Raw genomic sequence first — 16,945 nt, forward strand, 5'->3', positions numbered from 1 at the left:
TGGCGCAGCTACTTCTGGCCGATGAGGTCCAGCGCGACGTCCACGATCATGTCTTCCTGGCCGCCGACCATGCGGCGCTTGCCCAGTTCCATGAGGATGTCGGTGGTAGGGATGCCGTAGCGCTCGCTGGCGGCTTCGGCATGGCGCAGGAAGCTGGAGTACACCCCGGCGTAGCCCAGCGAGAGGGTTTCGCGGTCCACGCGCACCGGGCGGTCCTGCAGCGGGCGGACCAGGTCGTCCGCCGCGTCCATGAGGGTTGGCAAATCGCAGCCGTGCTCGAAGCCGTACTTGTCCGCGGCGGCGATGAACGCCTCCAGCGGGGCGTTGCCCGCTCCTGCGCCCATGCCTGCCAGCGACGCGTCCACCCGGTTCGCGCCGTGCTCCACGGCGGTCAGCGAGTTCGCGATGCTCAGCGAGAGGTTCTCATGGGCGTGGATGCCGATCTCGGTGGCCGGATCCAGCACCTGGCGGAAGGCGTCGACGCGTTCGCCCACGCCCTTCGGGGTCAACGCTCCGCCGGAGTCCACCACGTACACGCAGGTCGCGCCGTAGCTTTCCATGAGCTTGGCCTGGCGGGCCAGCTCGGCCGGCTCGGTCATGTGGGACATCATCAGGAAACCGACGGTGTCCATGCCCAGCTCGCGCGCGGCGGCGATGTGCTGCGCGGAGACGTCCGCCTCGGTGCTGTGGGTCGCAATGCGCACCACGGTGGCGCCGGCCGAGTTGGCGGCCTTGAGATCCGTGATGGTGGCGATGCCCGGCAGCGCCAGGGTGGCGACCTTGGCGTTCTTCACTGCGGCGGCCACCGCGGAGATCCACTCCAGGTCGGTGTGGGCGCCGAAGCCGTAGACGCAGGAGGAGCCGTTGATGCCGTCGCCGTGGGCTACCTCAATGGAGGCGACCCCTGCCTTGTCCAGGGCGGTGGCGATGGCGACTGCCGACTCGACGCTGTACTGGTGGCGGATGGCGTGCATGCCATCGCGCAGGGTGACATCTGAGATGTAGAGCTTGCTCATGCCCGGGCCTCCTGGAGTTCTGGGTTTTCTGCGGTGGTTGAGTGGTGCTGCGCCCAGCGTTCGGCCACGGCCATGGCGGCCGAGGTCATGATGTCCAGGTTGCCCGCGTAGGCCGGCAAGTAGTGCGCCGCGCCGGTGACCTCGAGCATCACGGTGACGCGCACGCCGGTGAAGTTGCCCGATTCCGGCAGGTACAGCGGGTTCTCCTCGGTGAAGGTCTCGAACTGCACTGCCTGCTTGAGCTGGTAGCCCGGGACGTAGCCCTGCACCTTGGCGGCCATCTCCAGGATCGAGGATTCGATCCGGCCCAGGTCCGGATCGCCCTCCACCAGCGCGTAGACGGTGTTGCGCATGAGCATCGGAGGCTCGGCCGGGTTCAGGATCATGATGGCCTTGCCGCGGCCCGCGCCGCCGATGTCCACCAGCGCCTGCGAGGTGGTCTCGGTGAATTCGTCGATGTTGGCGCGGGTGCCCGGGCCTGCGGAGCGCGAGGAGACCGAGGAAACGATTTCCGCGTAGCGCACCGGGGCGACGGCGCTGATGGCCGCGACCATCGGCACGGTGGCCTGGCCGCCGCAGGTGACCATGTTCAGGTTCGAGTCATCCAGGTGGTCTTCCAGATTGACCACTGGGATGCAGGACGGGCCGACGGCGGCAGGGGTCAGGTCAAGGACGCGGACCCCGGTGTCCTTCAGCTTCTCCCAGTTGGCGCGGTGCGCGCCGGCGCTGGTCGCGTCGAAAACGATCTTGATGTCCTTGAAGTTCGGCAGCGCCAGCAGCCCGTCGATGCCCTCGGCGGTGGTGGCCACCCCGAACTTGGCCGCGCGGCGCAGGCCGTCGGATTCCGGGTCGATGCCGACCATGGCGCCCATTTCCAGGCGGGTCGAGCCGCGCATGACCTTGATCATCAAATCGGTGCCGATGTTGCCGGAGCCGATGATGGCCACCGGCCAGCGATTGTGCTGTTCCATTAGTTCTCCTCGTGCGTGATGCGGACCTGTCCCAGGCCCTGGATGGTTGCCACCGCGTTGGCTCCGGCGGGGAAGTCGACCATGGGGCCCAGCGCCCCGGTCATCAGGATTTCTCCGGCGCGCAGCGGCCGGCCGAGCGAAGCCATGCGGCGCACCAGCCAGAGCGCGGCGCGGTAGGGGTGGCCCAGGCAGGCGGCGCCGGATCCGACCGAGCGGACCTTGCCGTTGACTTCCATGGCCATGCCGACGGCCGACAGGTCCAGCGCCGTGGGCAGCAACGGCACCGTGCCGGTGACGATCTGCCCGCAGGAGGCGTTGTCCGCTATCGTGTCGAGAATCGAGATATCCCAGTTCTCGATGCGGGAGCCGACGATTTCAATGGCCGGAAGCAGGTGGTCCACCGCGGAGATCAGCTCGTTGATGGTGGTGTCCGGGTGCGGCAGGTCCTTGTTCAGGACCAGCGCGATTTCCGCTTCGACCCGCGGCTGCAGCACCGCGTTGGCGGCCAGCGGCTCGCCGTCGGCCAGGCACATGTCTGCGAACAGCACCCCGAAATCAGGCTGGTTCACACCCATTTGGGCCTGGACGGCCGGCGAAGTCAGTCCGATCTTGCGGCCGACGACACGGCGCCCGGCGCTGATCGCGTGGTCCTCGTTCAGGCGCTGGACCTCGTAGGCGGCTTCGATGCCGCCGGCTGCCAGCTCGTCGCGGATGGGGCTGATGGCAACGCCGTTGAGTTCAGCCTCGCGCAGACGCAGGGCGAGATCCGCCAGTGCCGTGGACTGTGCGCGAACCGTTTGAGTGTGTGTAGTCATCCGTCCTCCAAAGTGAAACTCCAGTATCTACAGCTCGCTTCGGGGCGTGATTCTGTTGTCTCAGAGAGCGGGATAAATAAATTGAAACTAGTTCTAGTTTTTCTCTGTAGTGACGTGTACAGTGAATGAAAACGAAGACGTGGTTCACATCACATGGAAGTTTTGCAGCAGCTTCCGCGAGGTGGACACAAGCATGGCCTGCGCAGCGAAGCGCAGTAGAAGACCTGAATCCCTTTTCCCAGGAAGGTTTCCAAATGAGCGTTCTGACCTCTGCCCCAACCCTTGTCCCGACCGTTCAGGCCACCACCCAGGCACCGTCCATGGTCTCCCGGATGACGATGATCATGGAGGCCTTCGAGCCGCAGGATGCTCGCCTGCTTCTGGACGAGATCACCGTCCGTGCCGGCCTTCCGCGGTCCACGACCCACCGCATCCTCGACCAGCTGGTGCAGCTCGGATGGCTGGAGCACGCCCCCGACGGCTATGGCATGGGGTGGCGCTCGCTGAAGTACCGCAACAACGACTCGATCAGCAGCCGCATCCGCGCTGAAGCTGCGCCGCTGCTGCACGATCTGCAGATCCGCACCGGCAAGGTGGTGCACCTCGCGGTGCTCGAGGGCGCGAACATCCGCTATCTGGATAAGCTGGGCGGCCCGACCGCGGTGAACATCCCGTCCCGCGTGGGCGGCGTCAACCCCGCCCACGGAACCGCACTGGGCAAGTCGATGCTGGCGTGGATGGATCCGGAGGACCTGGACGAGATTTTCGCCAACGGCCTGCCCGGGGTCACCGGCAAGACGCTGACCGACTCGACCTTGCTGTACTCGGAACTCGCCCGCATTCGACGCCGTGGGGGACTGGCCTACGAATCTGGCGAGAGCTATGAGGGTATCACCTGCGTGGCAGCGGCCATCCGCGTTCGCCGCAAGCCGGTTGCCGCCTTGTCGCTCGTGGGGCGAGGCCGCGACTCCATGGAGCTGGTGGCTCCGCTAGTCCAGCAGGCTGCGCATCGAATCTCCGAAGCGCTGAGCGCTCCGGCCTCCATGACCGCCTGACCCGCACCCGGCGGCGCTCCGCTCGTTGACCGGCATCGCATGTATGCTGCCAGCCCCTGCTCCACGGAAGTCTGGCAGCATTTCCAGTCGTTGGGTATTTTGCGCGGGCGATAAGGCGATAACGGGACGCGAACCACCGTAACCTTGAAGAAAGCAAGGTGACGCTGGAAAGAGGTGGTCCCCATGGCCAAGAAAAAGAAGAAGCCGCAACGCAAGCAGGGGCATCCGGCGAAGGTCAACGCCAACGTGATGTCGCTGGCCCATGCAAAGGTCAAGCGGGGTCTCGACGCGCTGACGCCGGACTATGTGCGGTGGTACGAGCAGACCTACCAGGGCACCGGTGCGGTGGAAATGGATCTGATGGCGGTGCGCGATTCGCTGAGCTTCTACGCGGATCTCGTTGGTTTGGATTCGGTGACGGATTTCGATCCCCAGGCAATCGTGGCCATTGTCCACGGCTTGGTTGAGCGCGAGGAGCACCGCGAGGACCAGAAGCACCTCGGCATGATCCTGTCCGAGGCTTGGATTTCCTACAGCCTGTTCCTTGAGGAGTCCGGTCTCTGGAAGCATCACGCCAGAGAGCTGGAGATGCTGCGCGAAGGCCTGCACAGCACGCAGTTCTCGTTCAACGGGGGGCCTGGAATCGGCGGGATCTTCGAGGAAGAAGCCGAGCTGAGCACGGAAGAACGCGAGGCCGCTGCGAAAGCGCAGTTCGATGCCATGCCGGTAGTCGCGCTCGGGCACGCGATGGCCGCGTGGGTTGCCCAATCGCCGGAACGCCGGTGGGACTCCAATGATCCGCAGCCTTTCATCCAGTCCGCCATGCAGGAGCTGGAAGCATCAATTCCCTCCGGAATTACCGGCGAACGCCGTGAGATCATCATGGGTTATGTCTTCATGAGCCTGGTTATGGCAGGGGTGCTGAGCCTCGACTTCGGCCAGCCGCAGCTCATGGAGAATGCCGAGGGATTCGCGACGGCCGAAGGTGACGTGGGCCTGGGTGCCACCTATCTGCTGGTGCGTTCGATGGTCCAGCTGCTGATCGCGACGCCGGAAGAAGGCAACGAGGAAGCCGACGAAGTTTGGGATCTGACGCTGGGCTGGCTTACCGCAGCCCAGGACGGCGAGCCCCATTTGGTGGCGGAAGATCGGTACCCGGACCGCAGCGAGGAAGTCTGGGCGAAGGCCCACGCACGAATGCGGGAAATGATTGATCTGGGAATCGTCGAATCCGGCGACTACTACACGGTGCCGCCCATGGTGCAGACCATTCTGGCAGACCTGGAAGACGAGGATCTGGGCCCCGAAGACAACGAGGAATCACTCTACGGCGACGCCGCGGACTGGGAGGAAGAAGAGCTGTTCCGCCCCGCACGCACCGAGCCGTATACCGGGAAGGTCCTGCAGCTGAAGCTCGGACTGCGGGATACCAAGCCGCCGATCTGGCGCCGGGTGCTGGTGCCCATGGACCTGCACCTCGGCGACCTGCATGACATCATCCAAGCCGCCTTCGACTGGGACAACACCCACCTGCACATCTTCCGCACCGGACTCTACGACGGAACCAGCTACGGGGCGGACATCCCCGAGCTGGAAGTCGACGTCGATGAAACTGCGGCCCTGGTTTCGGAGGTGCTCAAGGCCGAGAAGGACAGGCTGGAGTACAGCTACGACTTCGGCGACGACTGGCGGGTGCGCATCGACGTGGAGAAGGTCCTCGACGCGGACGGGGAGTTCCTGCCGCGGTGCATCGGAGGCCGGCGCTTCTCGCCGCTGGAGAACTCGGGCGGAACCGAGGGGTGGGACGCCAAAATGGACATCATTCGGGACGCCGGGCATCCGGAACACGAGGAAGTCCAGGAGTGGCTGGCCGACACGTATTTTGAGATCCCGGATCCTGCGGAGTTCACCATTGAATCGGTCAACGAACGGCTGATGGCGGAGTTCTAAGACTCCAAGACGTCGTTGGCCCCGCAGCGCCCAACTTCCCTTGGGCCGCGTTGCGACCCGGTATTCAGGCCGGCAAAAGATCCCCTTGGACCTGCTGTCATGCAGGTCCAAGGGGATCTTTGGCGTTTGCGGCTACGGCTTGCGCTGGATGAACACCACGGTGTCTTCAAGCGTGGCCGGGTTCCCGTTGGGATCGGTGATCTCGCGTTCGATGACTTCCGCCTGCAGGACGCTCCACTGATCGGAATCCAGCTGCAACGCTTCGAGCTCGGTATCCGGCTGCGGGAAAGCTGGAACGTCGCCGTCGAAGGCCGGGGCGAAGGAAGGGCGTGCGGCGTGGGACAGCGCCAGCAGATGCCCGCCGGGTGCCACCAGTTGTGCGGCTCTGCGCAGGATCTCGGCGCGCGCGAACTCGAACGGCGCTTGGAAGAAGCTCAGCGTCACCAGGTCGAAGGTCTGGGAGGTGTTCCACTCGGACAGGTCCGCTGCGATGAAGGTGGCCTGCGGTTCGGTGAAGCCGTGCTTCGCCGCGTCCTGCCGGGCGCGCTCCACGGCGGTCGGGGAGATGTCGACGCCGGTGGCCTGCCATCCCCGCGATGCCATCCACATCACGTCGCTGCCCTCGCCGCTGCCCAGGTCCAGGGAGGTGCCCGGGGCCAACGGCGCGACCAGACGCTCAATGACCTGGTTGACCTTCCCTGACCAGACGCGCTCTGAACCGCCATAGTGCTTCTCCCAGAACTCGACTCCGCGAAGCTCCTCGGTATCGTGATGGTGGTCCATGCCTGCATTCCCCTTAGTCCGTAGCCGATGGGTCGTCATCAACGATCCTAGGCACATGCGGCGGTTGGAGCGAGGCGGTTTGCGCTACCGGCAAAAACTCGTACGTTCCTACCGTGCGCTGACCTTTCCGAAGAGCCGGGCGATGGAGGCCAGGATCATCGGCCTGCAGGCCGCCCATGCGGCGGCGGTGGCCAGAATGGCTAGGGCGAACAGCCACAGGCCGGTCCAGTTGTCGGCGAACGTGGCCGGATCCGTGGAGCCCTGGGCCGCGAACATGTGGTTCAAGTTGCGCAACGCACCGGTGGACAGCACCAGCGCTACGTGCACCACGATGAACAGCGCAAAGTAGAGCATGGTGGGGAAGTGCAACGCGCGGGCCACTTCGATCGGGTAGCGCTTGGTGAGCGCCGCTGCGTTCTTGGGCCAGAAGGCACTGAGCCGGAACCCGGTCACCGCCGCCAAGGGAGCGGCAATGAACACCGTCGCGAAGTAGGCCAGCTGCTGCAGCGAGTTGTAGTTCACCCAGCCGTTCTCCGTGGGCCAATCCAGCGTCATGTACTGCAGCGCGGCGGACATGGCGTTGGGGAAAACTTCCCAGGAGGTCGGGATGATTCTCATCCAGTGCCCGGACGCGAAGAGCAGGACCACGAACACCAGGCCGTTGACCAGCCAGAGCAGATCCAGGCTTTGGTGCAGCCACAGGTTGATGCTTACCTTGGGGCTGCGTTTCGAAGACCAGTAGGCCGGAGGTTTGCGCTGGTGCCGCACCTGCAACCCGGACCGGATGATCAGAACCATCAGGAACAGGTTGAAGAAGTGGTTCCAGGCAAGCCATCCCGGGATTCCCACGGGTGCCGACTCGGGCAGGTGGTATTCGCCCGGGTAGCGGGCGATGAAGCTGGAGATCGCGTCGAACCCGACGAACCAGCGGGCCAGCAGGACGACCGCGGTGGCCATGCCCAGTGCGCAGAAGGCGCCCAGCACCCCGGCCAGCACCCACTGCCTGGTGGTCAGCGGGCCGTGGCGCTTCGGCTCGGACTTCCTGGGTGCCGCCGTGGCAGCCGCGGCAGGCCTTGCTGGGGCAGTTGCCGGGGCGAGCGGCTTGCGCGGCTGTGGTGCCGCAGTCGGCTTGGCCGATGCGGCCGCCGCTGGGGCAGGCGCTGGCGCGGGCTCGGCAACCGAGGCCGCCGCCGCAACGGGCTGGGTCAACTTAGCCTGGGGTTCAGGTGCTTCGGGCTTCGCCACACGTGCCGCGGCAGGTTTGGTCGGCGTTGCCGGTGCGACGGGTTCCTGCGCAGCGGGGGCTGCGGGCTGTGCGGGTACAGTGCTCTTGGGGGCAGGAGTCGCCGGAGCCGAGTGGGCCGGAGCGGCCGAGACCGGAGGCCATAGCTGGCCGCCGGGTGTCCGGGGCAGCCCGCGGCGTAGCTTCTCCGCCGGAGCGGATTCAGCGGCCGGATCGGCCGATGCCTGGACCTCAGGGGCAGATGGTTCGGAAGCTACCGTGCCAGCTGACGCGGCGACGGCCGGTTCTGCGGCGGGCGCGACTTCCGCCGGCAGGGAGGCAGCTTCGGTTGCATCGGCCAAACCGGCCGACGCCACGGACCTTTCCGCCGGAGGCCAAGACTCCCCGCCCGGCACACGCGGCAGACCGCGACGCAGGGTGCCTGCTACTGCAGCCGCCGGGGAAGCGGACTGCACCGGTGGCGCAGGAGCCTCAACCACCGGATTCCCGGCCGCAGGACTGTCCACAGTGGAACTTTCGGCGGCGGGACCTTCGACAGCGGGAGCCGTGGCGGATGGCTGCGCGGCATCGAGCTGGCCGGGATCGGCAGGGAGCGCTTCGGAGGCCGCGGCCAGGAACTTGGCAGGAGGCCACGGTTCGCCGCCGGGAATGCGCGGCAGCCCCTGGCGCGGCAGACGAGTCGGGGTGCTCATGGCTACCGGCCCTTCGCGGCTTCCAGCGCCGCGATCAGCTGCGGAACCACCTTGAACACGTCGCCGACCACGCCGAAGTCGGCGATGTCGAAGATCGGTGCGTCGGCGTCCTTGTTGATGGCCACGATGGTCTTGGCGGTCTGCATCCCCGCCTTGTGCTGGATGGCCCCGGAAATTCCCAGCGCCACATACAGCTGCGGGGAGACCGAGACGCCGGTCTGGCCAACCTGCGCTGCATGGGGAACGAAGCCCGCATCCACTGCGGCGCGGGATGCGCCCACGGCGGCCCCCAATGCATCGGCCAGCTGCTCCACCAGCGCGAACTGCTCCGCGCTGCCCAGACCGCGGCCGCCGGAGACCACCCGGTCCGCAGAACGCAGTTCCGGGCGAGAGGAAGTCGACTCGATGGTCTCCAGGTTGGTGACCTCGATGTCCGGCTTGCCGCTGGCGGCGACCTCCAATGCGGTGGACTGCTCCGGCTGCGCGTCGGCGCGGGCCTCGATGCTGCCCACCCGCACGGTGATCACCGGAGCGCCGAAGGTTGGGGCGCTGGTGGTGGAGAAGCTTCCGCCGTAGATCGCATGCGATGCGACAACACCCTGGTCATCCCGGGAAACTCCGACGGCGTCGACGCTCAGCGAGGCCCGCGCGCGCACGGCGAAACGGGCCGCGACCTCGCGGCTGGAGTCGGTGTGGCCGGCCAGGACCGCCTGCGGCTGGACCAGAGCGGCGGCTGCCTGCAGGGCATCCACCAGCGGGACGGTCGGCCGGCCCTCCAACGGCACCGTCAGCACCTGGACGGCCCCGGAGGAGCTGGCCTGCGCCGCCAGCGCGGGCAGGGCCTGCGCCGGCCCGGACACCAGTGCCACGGGGGTTCCCACGGCCGCCGCGGCGCCCAGCAGCTCGGCATGGTTCTTGGCCAAGGCGGGACCCGGCGCGGTTTCCAGGAGAACGAGAATTGAATCGGTGGCAAAAGTTGTCATGAGTGTTCTCCGTTCACGCCAGGTTGTTCTTGACCAGGAAATCGGCCAGGGCGTTGCCCGCCTCGCCGTCATCGGTGATGACGGTGCCGGCCTCGCGTGGCGGCTTCTTGGCCACCGAGAGCATGATGGTCCTCGCTGTGTCCGCCGGCAGCGGGTCGATGCCCAGGTCCGCCAGGCCGAGGGCCTCGATCGGCTTCTTCTTGGCGGCCATGATGCCCTTGAAGTTCGGGAACCGCGCATCGGGCAGGGACTCGGTGATGGAGGCGATGGCCGGCAGGGGCACCTTGATCTGGGCGCGGACACCGTCGAATTCGCGGGATCCTTCCACAGCCTCCGGGCTGATCCGGACTTCGGAGAGTCCCGTGGCGGCCGGCAGGTCCAGCAGCTCGGCCAGCATGGCGGGAAGCACCCCGGCGGCGCCGTCGGTGGACATGTTGCCGGTCAGGACCAGATCGTAGTTCCCGCGGCGCAGCGCGGCGGCCAAGGTGTCTGCGGTGAGCAGGAGGTCGGCGCCGAGCAGCTGCTCGTCACTGATGTGCACTGCGGACGCTGCCCCCATGGCCAGGGCCTTGCGCAGGGTTGCCTGAGCGGAATCCGGGCCCATGGTCAGCACGGTGATCTCCGTTCCCGGGGTGCCGTCGGCGTACTTGAGCGCGACTTCCAGGGTGCGCTCGCCGATTTCATCGAGGACTGCCTCGGATGCCGCTCTGTCCGCCAAACCGGTTTCCAGATTCAGCAGCCGGTCCGCCCCCGTGTCGGGGACTTCCTTGATCAGAACAGCGATCTTCATCAATCTCTCCTCAGCTAATCGCCACGCGCTGCACGCAGCCCGGTGGTTGTCGGGCCGCTGTCGGGCGGTCGAGGATGCCGACCGCCAAATGAAGCATGTGTTGTAAAACACAATACTGATTAATGCCGCCTGGTGTCGGATTGCGGGTCGTGGTTCACCGTCATGTCATGGAAAAGGCGAGGTGAAGCGCGAATCGCCGGCAGGGGGAGGAGGGGCGCGCGGGGCTCGGAGCCGCTAGCTTCTTCAGGTCGCCGCGGAACGCTGTTCCAGCAGGGTGCGGATGCCGTCGAAGTGGTGTGCCATCAGCGCTTGGGCGGTCTGGACGTCCTTGGCGATGACCGCATCCAGGATGCGCCGGTGGCCGCGGGCGGTCTCGACCAGTATTTCCTGGTCGTGCGGGAAGTTGCTGATTGAATCGTGGATCGAGTGGTAGACGTCCCAGAAGACGCCCATCAGGTTGGAGAGCAGCCGGTTGTCCAGCGGTTCGAAGAGGATCTGGTGGAACTGGCGGTCCGCTTCGGTGAATACCTCGCCGGCGGCGGCGTGCTGCTCCATCTGCTGCACGCAGTCGCCCAAGCGCTGCAGGTGGTTTTCGGTGGCGGAGGCGATGGCGATGCCGATCAGTCCGGTTTCCAGGGCTTGGCGCACGTCGACCAGTTCGCTGGCGCTCTGGCCGTTCTGGCGCAGCGACATCTGGCCGCGGAAGGACAGCGTGTCGTAGAGGGCGCTGAGATTTTCCTCGGCGACGAACATGCCGAAGCCGTGGCGGGTGTCGATGATGCCCTGAGCCTGGAGTACCTTGATCGCCTCGCGCAGGGAGTTGCGTCCGACGCCCAGCTCGGCCATGAGTTCCTGCTCGGTGGGCATGGGATCGCCCGGAGCCAGGTTGCGATCGAGAATGATCCCCGTGATGTCGTTCGTCAGAGCGCGAAGGCGAGATCTGGCGTCGGATCGCCGAGCGGCTGTACTCATATTTCGGGTTTCCTTTCCGGGGGCTTCGGTGCGGAATGTGATGCTGTTGACGAAATTGCGTGATTCCTATTACAGTCTAATCCATAGATCGGACATCCCACGTCCGACGAACAGACATTTTTCTCTCGGAGGTGGAAAACAATGCCGATCAAGGACGTGGCAAACAAATCCATGGAACGTCGAAATTTCCTCAAGATCAGCGGCATGATCGGTGCCGCGGCGGTCTTCTCGTCAACCCTCGCCGCCTGCTCCTCGGGCGACACCGGCACCAGCACCGGCGCTGATGCCAGCGGCGCGGCAGGATCCCTGGCGCTCACCGCCGGCATCTCCTACGCGCTGTCGACCGGCTTCGACCCGATGACCTCGTCGGGCGCGACCCCGTTCGCCGCCAACATGCACATCTTCGAAGGCCTGGTCGACCTCCACCCGGCAACCCGCGAGCCGTACCTGGCCCTCGCCGCGGCCGATCCGAAGCAGGTCAACGACACCACCTGGGAAGTCGAACTGCGCAAGGACGCGAAGTTCCACAACGGCGAGCCGGTGACCGTGGACGACGTGGTCTACTCCTTCGAGCGCGTGCTGGATGAGAAGAACGCTTCGCTGTTCGCCCAGTTCATCCCGTTCATCAAGTCGGTCAAGGCCAAGGGAGATTCCGCCGTGACCTTCACGCTGAACTACGCCTTCCCGCTGTTCCCGACCCGCATCTCCGTGGTCAAGGTCGTCCCGAAGGCCGTTGCCTCCAAAGATCAGGCAGGCTTCGACGCCAAGCCAATCGGCTCCGGCCCGTACAAGTTCGTCTCGGCGACCAAGGACGACAAGATCGAGTTCGCCAAGTTCGCTGACTACAACGGCAAGTACGCCGCCAAGGCCGACACCATGACCTGGTTCCTGCTCTCGGACGCCGCGGCCCGCGTGACCGCCATGGAGTCCGGCCGCGTCGCAGCCATCGAGGACGTGCCGTACCTGGACGTAGACCGCCTGAAGTCCAAGGTCAACGTCGAGTCCGTGCAGTCCTTCGGGCTGCTGTTCCTGATGTTCAACTGCGAGCAGAAGCCGTTCACCGACGTCCGCGTCCGCCAGGCCCTGCACTACGCGCTGGACACCGAATCGATCATCAAGACCGCGCTGCTGGGCAACGCCAAAGCCGCGACCTCCTACGTGCAGGACACCCATCCGCAGTACGTGAAAGCCGACACCGTCTACACCTACGACCAGGCCAAGGCCGAGTCGCTGCTCAAGGAAGCCGGCGTCACCTCGCTGAACTTCGAGCTGCTGACCACCGACACCTCCTGGGTCAAGGACATCGCCCCGCTGATGCTCGAATCCTGGAACAAGCTGCCGGGCGTCACCGTGACCATGCAGAACCTGCAGTCCGGCGCGCTGTACGCGGATAACGTGGACGCCGGCAAGTTCACCGTGGTGGCCGCCCCGGGCGACCCGTCGGTCTTCGGCAACGACCTGGACCTGCTGCTGTCCTGGTTCTACCGCGGCGACGTCTGGCCGAAGAACCGCTTCCGCTGGACCGGCACCGCCGAGTACAAGGAACTGCAGAAGAACCTGGACGCCGCGGTGAAGGCCAAGGACGAGGCCGGCGCCAAGGCCGCCTGGGCCAAGGCCATCAACCTGGTCGCCGCGCAGGTGCCGCTGTACCCGATCCTGCACCGCCAGTTGCCAACGGCCTGGGACTCGGCCAAGCTCGATGCCTTCCAGCCGCTGCCGACCACCGGAATCTCCTTCGTCGGAGTTGCACCGAAGGGCTAGCGCCTTCCTGCTTCGATGAAGGCCTCGTGCAGGGCGCCGCGTCCGGCCGCACCCGGGTGCGGCGCCCTGCACACCCGCCGAAATATTCTTCCCCAAAACCCAACGGAGTCATTGCGTGGGAAATTTCCTGAACTTGCTGCTGCGTCGCCTGGCGGCGCTGCCGGTGATGATCTTGGGCATCTCGCTGCTGGTGTTCATCATCCTCAAACTCGCCCCCGGCGATGAGGCGACCAGCGCGCTGGGCGAAGGCGCCAGCGCCGAGGCCAAAGAGGCCTACCGCGAGGAGCGCGGCCTGAACGACCCGCTATTCATCCAGTACTTCTCCTTCCTGGGCCGCCTGATCCGCTTGGACTTCGGCGTGACCACTCCGCCGGCCCAGCCGGTCTCCGAGATGATCGCCAAGGCGTTCCCGCTGACCCTGCAGCTGACCTTCTTGGGCGTCATCATCGCCGTGGTCATCTCCCTCATCTTCGGCGTCATCGGCGCGCTGTACCGCGACAAGTGGCCGGACCAGCTGGTGCGCATCTTCTCCATCGCGGCCATTGCCACCCCGTCCTTCTGGCTTGGCATCCTGCTGATCCAGTGGCTGGCCCTGGGTGAGAACCCGCTGTTCCCCTCCGGCGGCGCGGCCCCGGCCGGATCCGGTGCGGGAACCTGGCTGCAGCACATGGCGCTGCCGGCCCTCGCGCTGGCCATCCCGGTCTCCGCCTCGCTGATCCGCGTGGTGCGCACCTCGATGGTGGAGGAGCTGGACCGCGACTATGTCCGCACCGCCATCGGCAACGGAGTGCCGCCCAACGAGGTCATCAGCCGCAACGTGCTGCGCAATGCGCTGGTCACCCCGGTGACCGTGCTGGGCCTGCGCATCGGCTACCTGCTCGGCGGCGCGGTGGTCATCGAAATGATCTTCTCGCTGCCCGGCATGGGCCAGCTGATCATGAACGGTATCACCAACCAGGACACCAACCTGGTCCAGGGCGTGGTGCTCGCCATCGCGATCACCTTCGTGCTGGTGAACATCGTCGTCGACCTGCTCTACCTGCTGATCAACCCGCGTATTAGGACGGTGTAGCAAATGACTATCATGGCACCGCGCAACAAGCTCGTGGCGCGCCTGAGCGACTCGGGCGCCCGCTTCAAGTCACTGACGCTGGGTTCGAAAATCGCCCTGACCTTCCTGCTGGTTATCGGCGTCATCGCGGTCATCGCGCCGCTGATCGCCCCGCACGACCCGCTGGCCACCGGAATCCCCGCCCAGCCGCCCAGCGCCGAGAACCCCTTCGGCACCGACCGTCTGGGCCGAGACATCTTCTCGCGCCTGCTCTACGGCGCCCAGTCCTCGCTGCTCGTGGGCCTCGGCTCGGTAGCGCTGGCCCTGCTGGCCGGCGGCCTGCTCGGCTCGCTGGCGGCCACCGGCTCCAAGTGGGCCAACGAGACCATCATGCGCATCATGGACATGCTCATGGCGTTCCCGGGCATCGCCCTGGCCGCCGCGCTGCTGGCTTCGCTGGGCAACACTCTGCCGGTCATCATCATCTCCATCGCCGTGATCTACACCCCGCAGATCGCCCGCGTGGTGCGCGCCAACGTGCTGGCCCAGTGGGGCGAGGACTACGTGCGCGCCGAACGCGTGATCGGCGCCGGACGCTTCTTCATCCTCATCACCCACGTGGTGCGCAACTGCGCCGCCCCCGTGCTGGTGTTCGCCACCGTGATGGTCGCCGACGCGATCATCCTCGAAGCCTCGCTCTCCTTCCTCGGAGCGGGCATCCAGGACCCGGCTCCGAGCTGGGGCAACGTGATCTCCTACGGCCGCACCCTGGTGCTCAACGGCGCCTGGTGGGCCACCACCTTCGCCGGTTTGACCATCCTGCTGACCGTGCTGGCGTTGAACATCCTGGCCGAAGGCATGACCGACGCGCTGGTCAACGTCAAGGGCTCGGCCAAGAAGAAGGCCGCCGGCGAGGAAAAGGCGCAGGTCGCCAAGCAGGCAGCTGACACCGCCGAAGCCGAACGCCTGGAAGCCGAACTCGCCGCGCTGGCGGCCACCGAGGCCGCGCGCACCGACCGCCTGGTGCTCGACGCGTCCTCCGGGACCCCGCGCACCATCCTCGAGGTCAAGAACCTGTCCATCCGCTTCCCGCAACGCTACGAGGACACCCCGATCGTGCAGAACGTGTCATTCTCGGTGCGCGAGGGCGAGACCATGGCGCTGGTCGGGGAATCCGGCTGCGGCAAGTCCATCACCTCGCTGGCCATCATGGGCCTGCTGGGCCCCAGCGCCAAGTTGTCGGGCTCCATCACCTTCGAGGGCCGCGAGCTGCTGCCGGCCACCGCCGACGGCGGAACCCTGGCCGGGGACGACAAGGTCTACAAGGGCCTGCGCGGCGAGCAGATCGCCATGGTCTACCAGGATGCGCTGTCTAGCCTGAACCCCTCGATGCTCGTGGGCGACCAGCTGCGCCAGCTGACCCGCCGCGGCGGGCGCAAGAGCCCCGAGGAGCTGCTGACCCTGGTGAAGCTGGATGCGGCGCGGACCATGAAGTCCTACCCGCACGAGCTCTCCGGCGGACAGCGCCAGCGTGTGCTGATCGCCATGGCCCTCTCGCGCAGCCCCAAGCTGGTGGTCTGCGACGAGCCGACCACCGCGCTGGACGTCACCGTGCAGAAGCAGGTCGTGGACCTGCTCAACGAGCTGCGCGAGCAGCTAGGCTTCGCGATGGTCTTCGTCTCCCACGACCTGGCCCTGGTGGCCTCGCTGGCGCACCGTGTCACCGTGATGTACGCCGGACAGGTGGTCGAATCCGGGCCGATCAGCGACGTGCTGATCGCCCCGCACCACGAATACACCCGCGGCCTGCTTGGCGCGGTGCTCTCCATCGAGTCGCAGGCCGACCGCCTGCACCAGATCCCCGGCACCGTCCCCAGCCCGTACGACTTCGCCGACGGCGACCGCTTCGCCGAGCGCTCCCAGCGCCCGGATGCCGACCCGGATGCGCACCTGGCCTTCGTGCCGGTGTCCGCCGGCAGCGAGCACCGCTGGGCAAGCCACCGCGGCGCGGGCGACACCCCGGTTGCAGAACAGTCAGGAGCAGCGCGATGAGTAACACCGTGCAGAGTCCGGTCATCGAACTCAAGGACATCCACGTGCACCACAAGATCCGCGGCGGCAAGCTCTTCTCGCCGCGGTTGGTCAAGGCAGTGAACGGCGTGGACTTCGCGGTTAGCCGCGGCGAGACCGTAGGCATCGTGGGCGAGTCCGGCTGCGGCAAGTCCACCCTGGCCTCCGTGCTGGTCGGCCTGCAGGAGCCAACCAGCGGCACCGTCCTGTTCCAGGGCGAGCCGGTGGGCCGGCGCAACGCCGCCGCGCGCAAGAGCTTCGGACGCTCGGTCGGCGTGGTCTTCCAGGACCCGGCCACCGCGCTGAACCCGCGCATGAGCATCATGGACACGCTCACCGATCCGCTGCGCGTGCACGGCATCGGCACCGCGGCCAGCCGCCGGGCCAAGGCCCTGGCGCTGCTCTCCGTGGTGGGCCTGCCGCCCTCGGCCGCCTCCGCGCTGCCCAGCCAGGTCTCCGGCGGCCAGCGCCAGCGTGTGGCCATCGCCCGCTCGCTGGCCCTTGAGCCCGAAGTCATCGTCGCGGACGAGCCGACCAGCGCGCTGGACGTCTCAGTGCGCGCACAGGTGCTGAATCTGCTCACCGACCTGAAAGCGCAGCTGAACCTGGGCATGGTGTTCATCTCCCACGACATCCAGACCGTGCGCTACGTTTCGGACCGCATCTGCGTGATGAACGCCGGGCAGATTGTGGAAGAGGGCGACGCGGCGCAGGTCTTCGACACCCCGTCCAACGACTACACCCGCACCCTGCTCGGCGCCGCCCCCGCGCTGCTGGAGCACTAGCCGCCGGC

Annotated in this window: 14 protein-coding genes; 6 read left to right on the forward strand and 8 right to left on the reverse strand. The window is 66.5% G+C overall.

Annotation, left to right across the window (positions count from 1 at the left end; all coding sequences use genetic code 11):
* Window positions 1-8 precede the first annotated feature (8 nt).
* The 3 genes from dmpG to mhpD are packed head-to-tail and all read right to left on the reverse strand — an operon-like array spanning window position 9 to window position 2,802.
* Window positions 9-1,016, reverse strand: coding sequence for a 4-hydroxy-2-oxovalerate aldolase (gene dmpG / locus C1H84_RS10600; protein WP_047120419.1), 1,008 nt, complete (start codon window positions 1,014-1,016; stop codon window positions 9-11).
* Entirely contained in the window at window positions 1,013-1,987 is a 975-nt protein-coding gene (locus C1H84_RS10605; protein ID WP_181728108.1) for an acetaldehyde dehydrogenase (acetylating), read from the reverse strand. Before C1H84_RS10605 ends, dmpG begins: the two co-directional genes overlap by 4 nt.
* Window positions 1,987-2,802: a 2-keto-4-pentenoate hydratase gene (gene mhpD, locus C1H84_RS10610; protein WP_113607382.1), complete on the reverse strand. Its 816-nt coding sequence runs from the start codon at window positions 2,800-2,802 to the stop codon at window positions 1,987-1,989. The genes C1H84_RS10605 and mhpD overlap by 1 nt, the downstream gene beginning before the upstream one ends.
* A gap of 254 nt (window positions 2,803-3,056) precedes the next feature.
* On the opposite strand from mhpD, the gene C1H84_RS10615 reads away from it, so the two are divergent.
* Window positions 3,057-3,857: an IclR family transcriptional regulator gene (locus tag C1H84_RS10615; protein WP_053799068.1), complete on the forward strand. Its 801-nt coding sequence runs from the start codon at window positions 3,057-3,059 to the stop codon at window positions 3,855-3,857.
* Window positions 3,858-4,040: 183 nt separating this feature from the next.
* A complete protein-coding gene (locus C1H84_RS10620) occupies window positions 4,041-5,807 on the forward strand; it encodes a plasmid pRiA4b ORF-3 family protein (protein WP_113607383.1) in 1,767 nt (588 codons plus the stop codon).
* A gap of 132 nt (window positions 5,808-5,939) precedes the next feature.
* Here C1H84_RS10620 and C1H84_RS10625 read toward each other — a convergent pair whose 3' ends face one another.
* The 5 genes from C1H84_RS10625 to C1H84_RS10645 form a co-directional block, all read right to left on the reverse strand.
* Complete coding sequence (locus C1H84_RS10625; protein ID WP_113607384.1) at window positions 5,940-6,590, reverse strand: class I SAM-dependent methyltransferase; 651 nt, start codon at window positions 6,588-6,590, stop codon at window positions 5,940-5,942.
* Window positions 6,591-6,698: 108 nt separating this feature from the next.
* Window positions 6,699-8,525: a cytochrome b/b6 domain-containing protein gene (locus C1H84_RS10630; protein ID WP_113607385.1), complete on the reverse strand. Its 1,827-nt coding sequence runs from the start codon at window positions 8,523-8,525 to the stop codon at window positions 6,699-6,701.
* A gap of 2 nt (window positions 8,526-8,527) precedes the next feature.
* A complete protein-coding gene (locus C1H84_RS10635) occupies window positions 8,528-9,508 on the reverse strand; it encodes an electron transfer flavoprotein subunit alpha/FixB family protein (RefSeq protein WP_047120415.1) in 981 nt (326 codons plus the stop codon).
* A 13-nt stretch (window positions 9,509-9,521) separates the two neighbouring features.
* A complete protein-coding gene (locus C1H84_RS10640; protein WP_047120414.1) occupies window positions 9,522-10,298 on the reverse strand; it encodes an electron transfer flavoprotein subunit beta/FixA family protein in 777 nt (258 codons plus the stop codon).
* Between the two features lie 243 nt (window positions 10,299-10,541).
* On the reverse strand, window positions 10,542-11,270 hold the full coding sequence (locus tag C1H84_RS10645) for a FadR/GntR family transcriptional regulator (RefSeq protein ID WP_113607386.1): 729 nt from the start codon (window positions 11,268-11,270) through the stop codon (window positions 10,542-10,544).
* A 141-nt stretch (window positions 11,271-11,411) separates the two neighbouring features.
* On the opposite strand from C1H84_RS10645, the gene C1H84_RS10650 reads away from it, so the two are divergent.
* The 4 genes from C1H84_RS10650 to C1H84_RS10665 all read left to right on the forward strand — a co-directional run bounded on the left by C1H84_RS10650 (window position 11,412) and on the right by C1H84_RS10665 (window position 16,937).
* Window positions 11,412-13,031 (forward strand): ABC transporter substrate-binding protein, encoded by a 1,620-nt coding sequence (locus C1H84_RS10650; protein WP_047120412.1) that lies wholly within the window; start codon window positions 11,412-11,414, stop codon window positions 13,029-13,031.
* Between the two features lie 115 nt (window positions 13,032-13,146).
* Complete coding sequence (locus C1H84_RS10655; RefSeq protein WP_181728109.1) at window positions 13,147-14,103, forward strand: ABC transporter permease; 957 nt, start codon at window positions 13,147-13,149, stop codon at window positions 14,101-14,103.
* A gap of 12 nt (window positions 14,104-14,115) precedes the next feature.
* Window positions 14,116-16,134, forward strand: a complete 2,019-nt coding sequence (locus tag C1H84_RS10660) for a dipeptide/oligopeptide/nickel ABC transporter permease/ATP-binding protein (RefSeq protein WP_113607416.1) — start codon at window positions 14,116-14,118, stop codon at window positions 16,132-16,134.
* The gene (locus C1H84_RS10665; RefSeq protein ID WP_113607387.1) at window positions 16,131-16,937 is read left to right on the forward strand and encodes an ATP-binding cassette domain-containing protein; all 807 of its coding nucleotides are present in this window, start codon (window positions 16,131-16,133) and stop codon (window positions 16,935-16,937) included. The genes C1H84_RS10660 and C1H84_RS10665 overlap by 4 nt, the downstream gene beginning before the upstream one ends.
* Window positions 16,938-16,945 lie beyond the last annotated feature (8 nt).

Origin of the sequence: Glutamicibacter soli (assembly GCF_003309065.1) — a bacterium.
Lineage (GTDB): Bacteria > Actinomycetota > Actinomycetes > Actinomycetales > Micrococcaceae > Glutamicibacter > Glutamicibacter soli.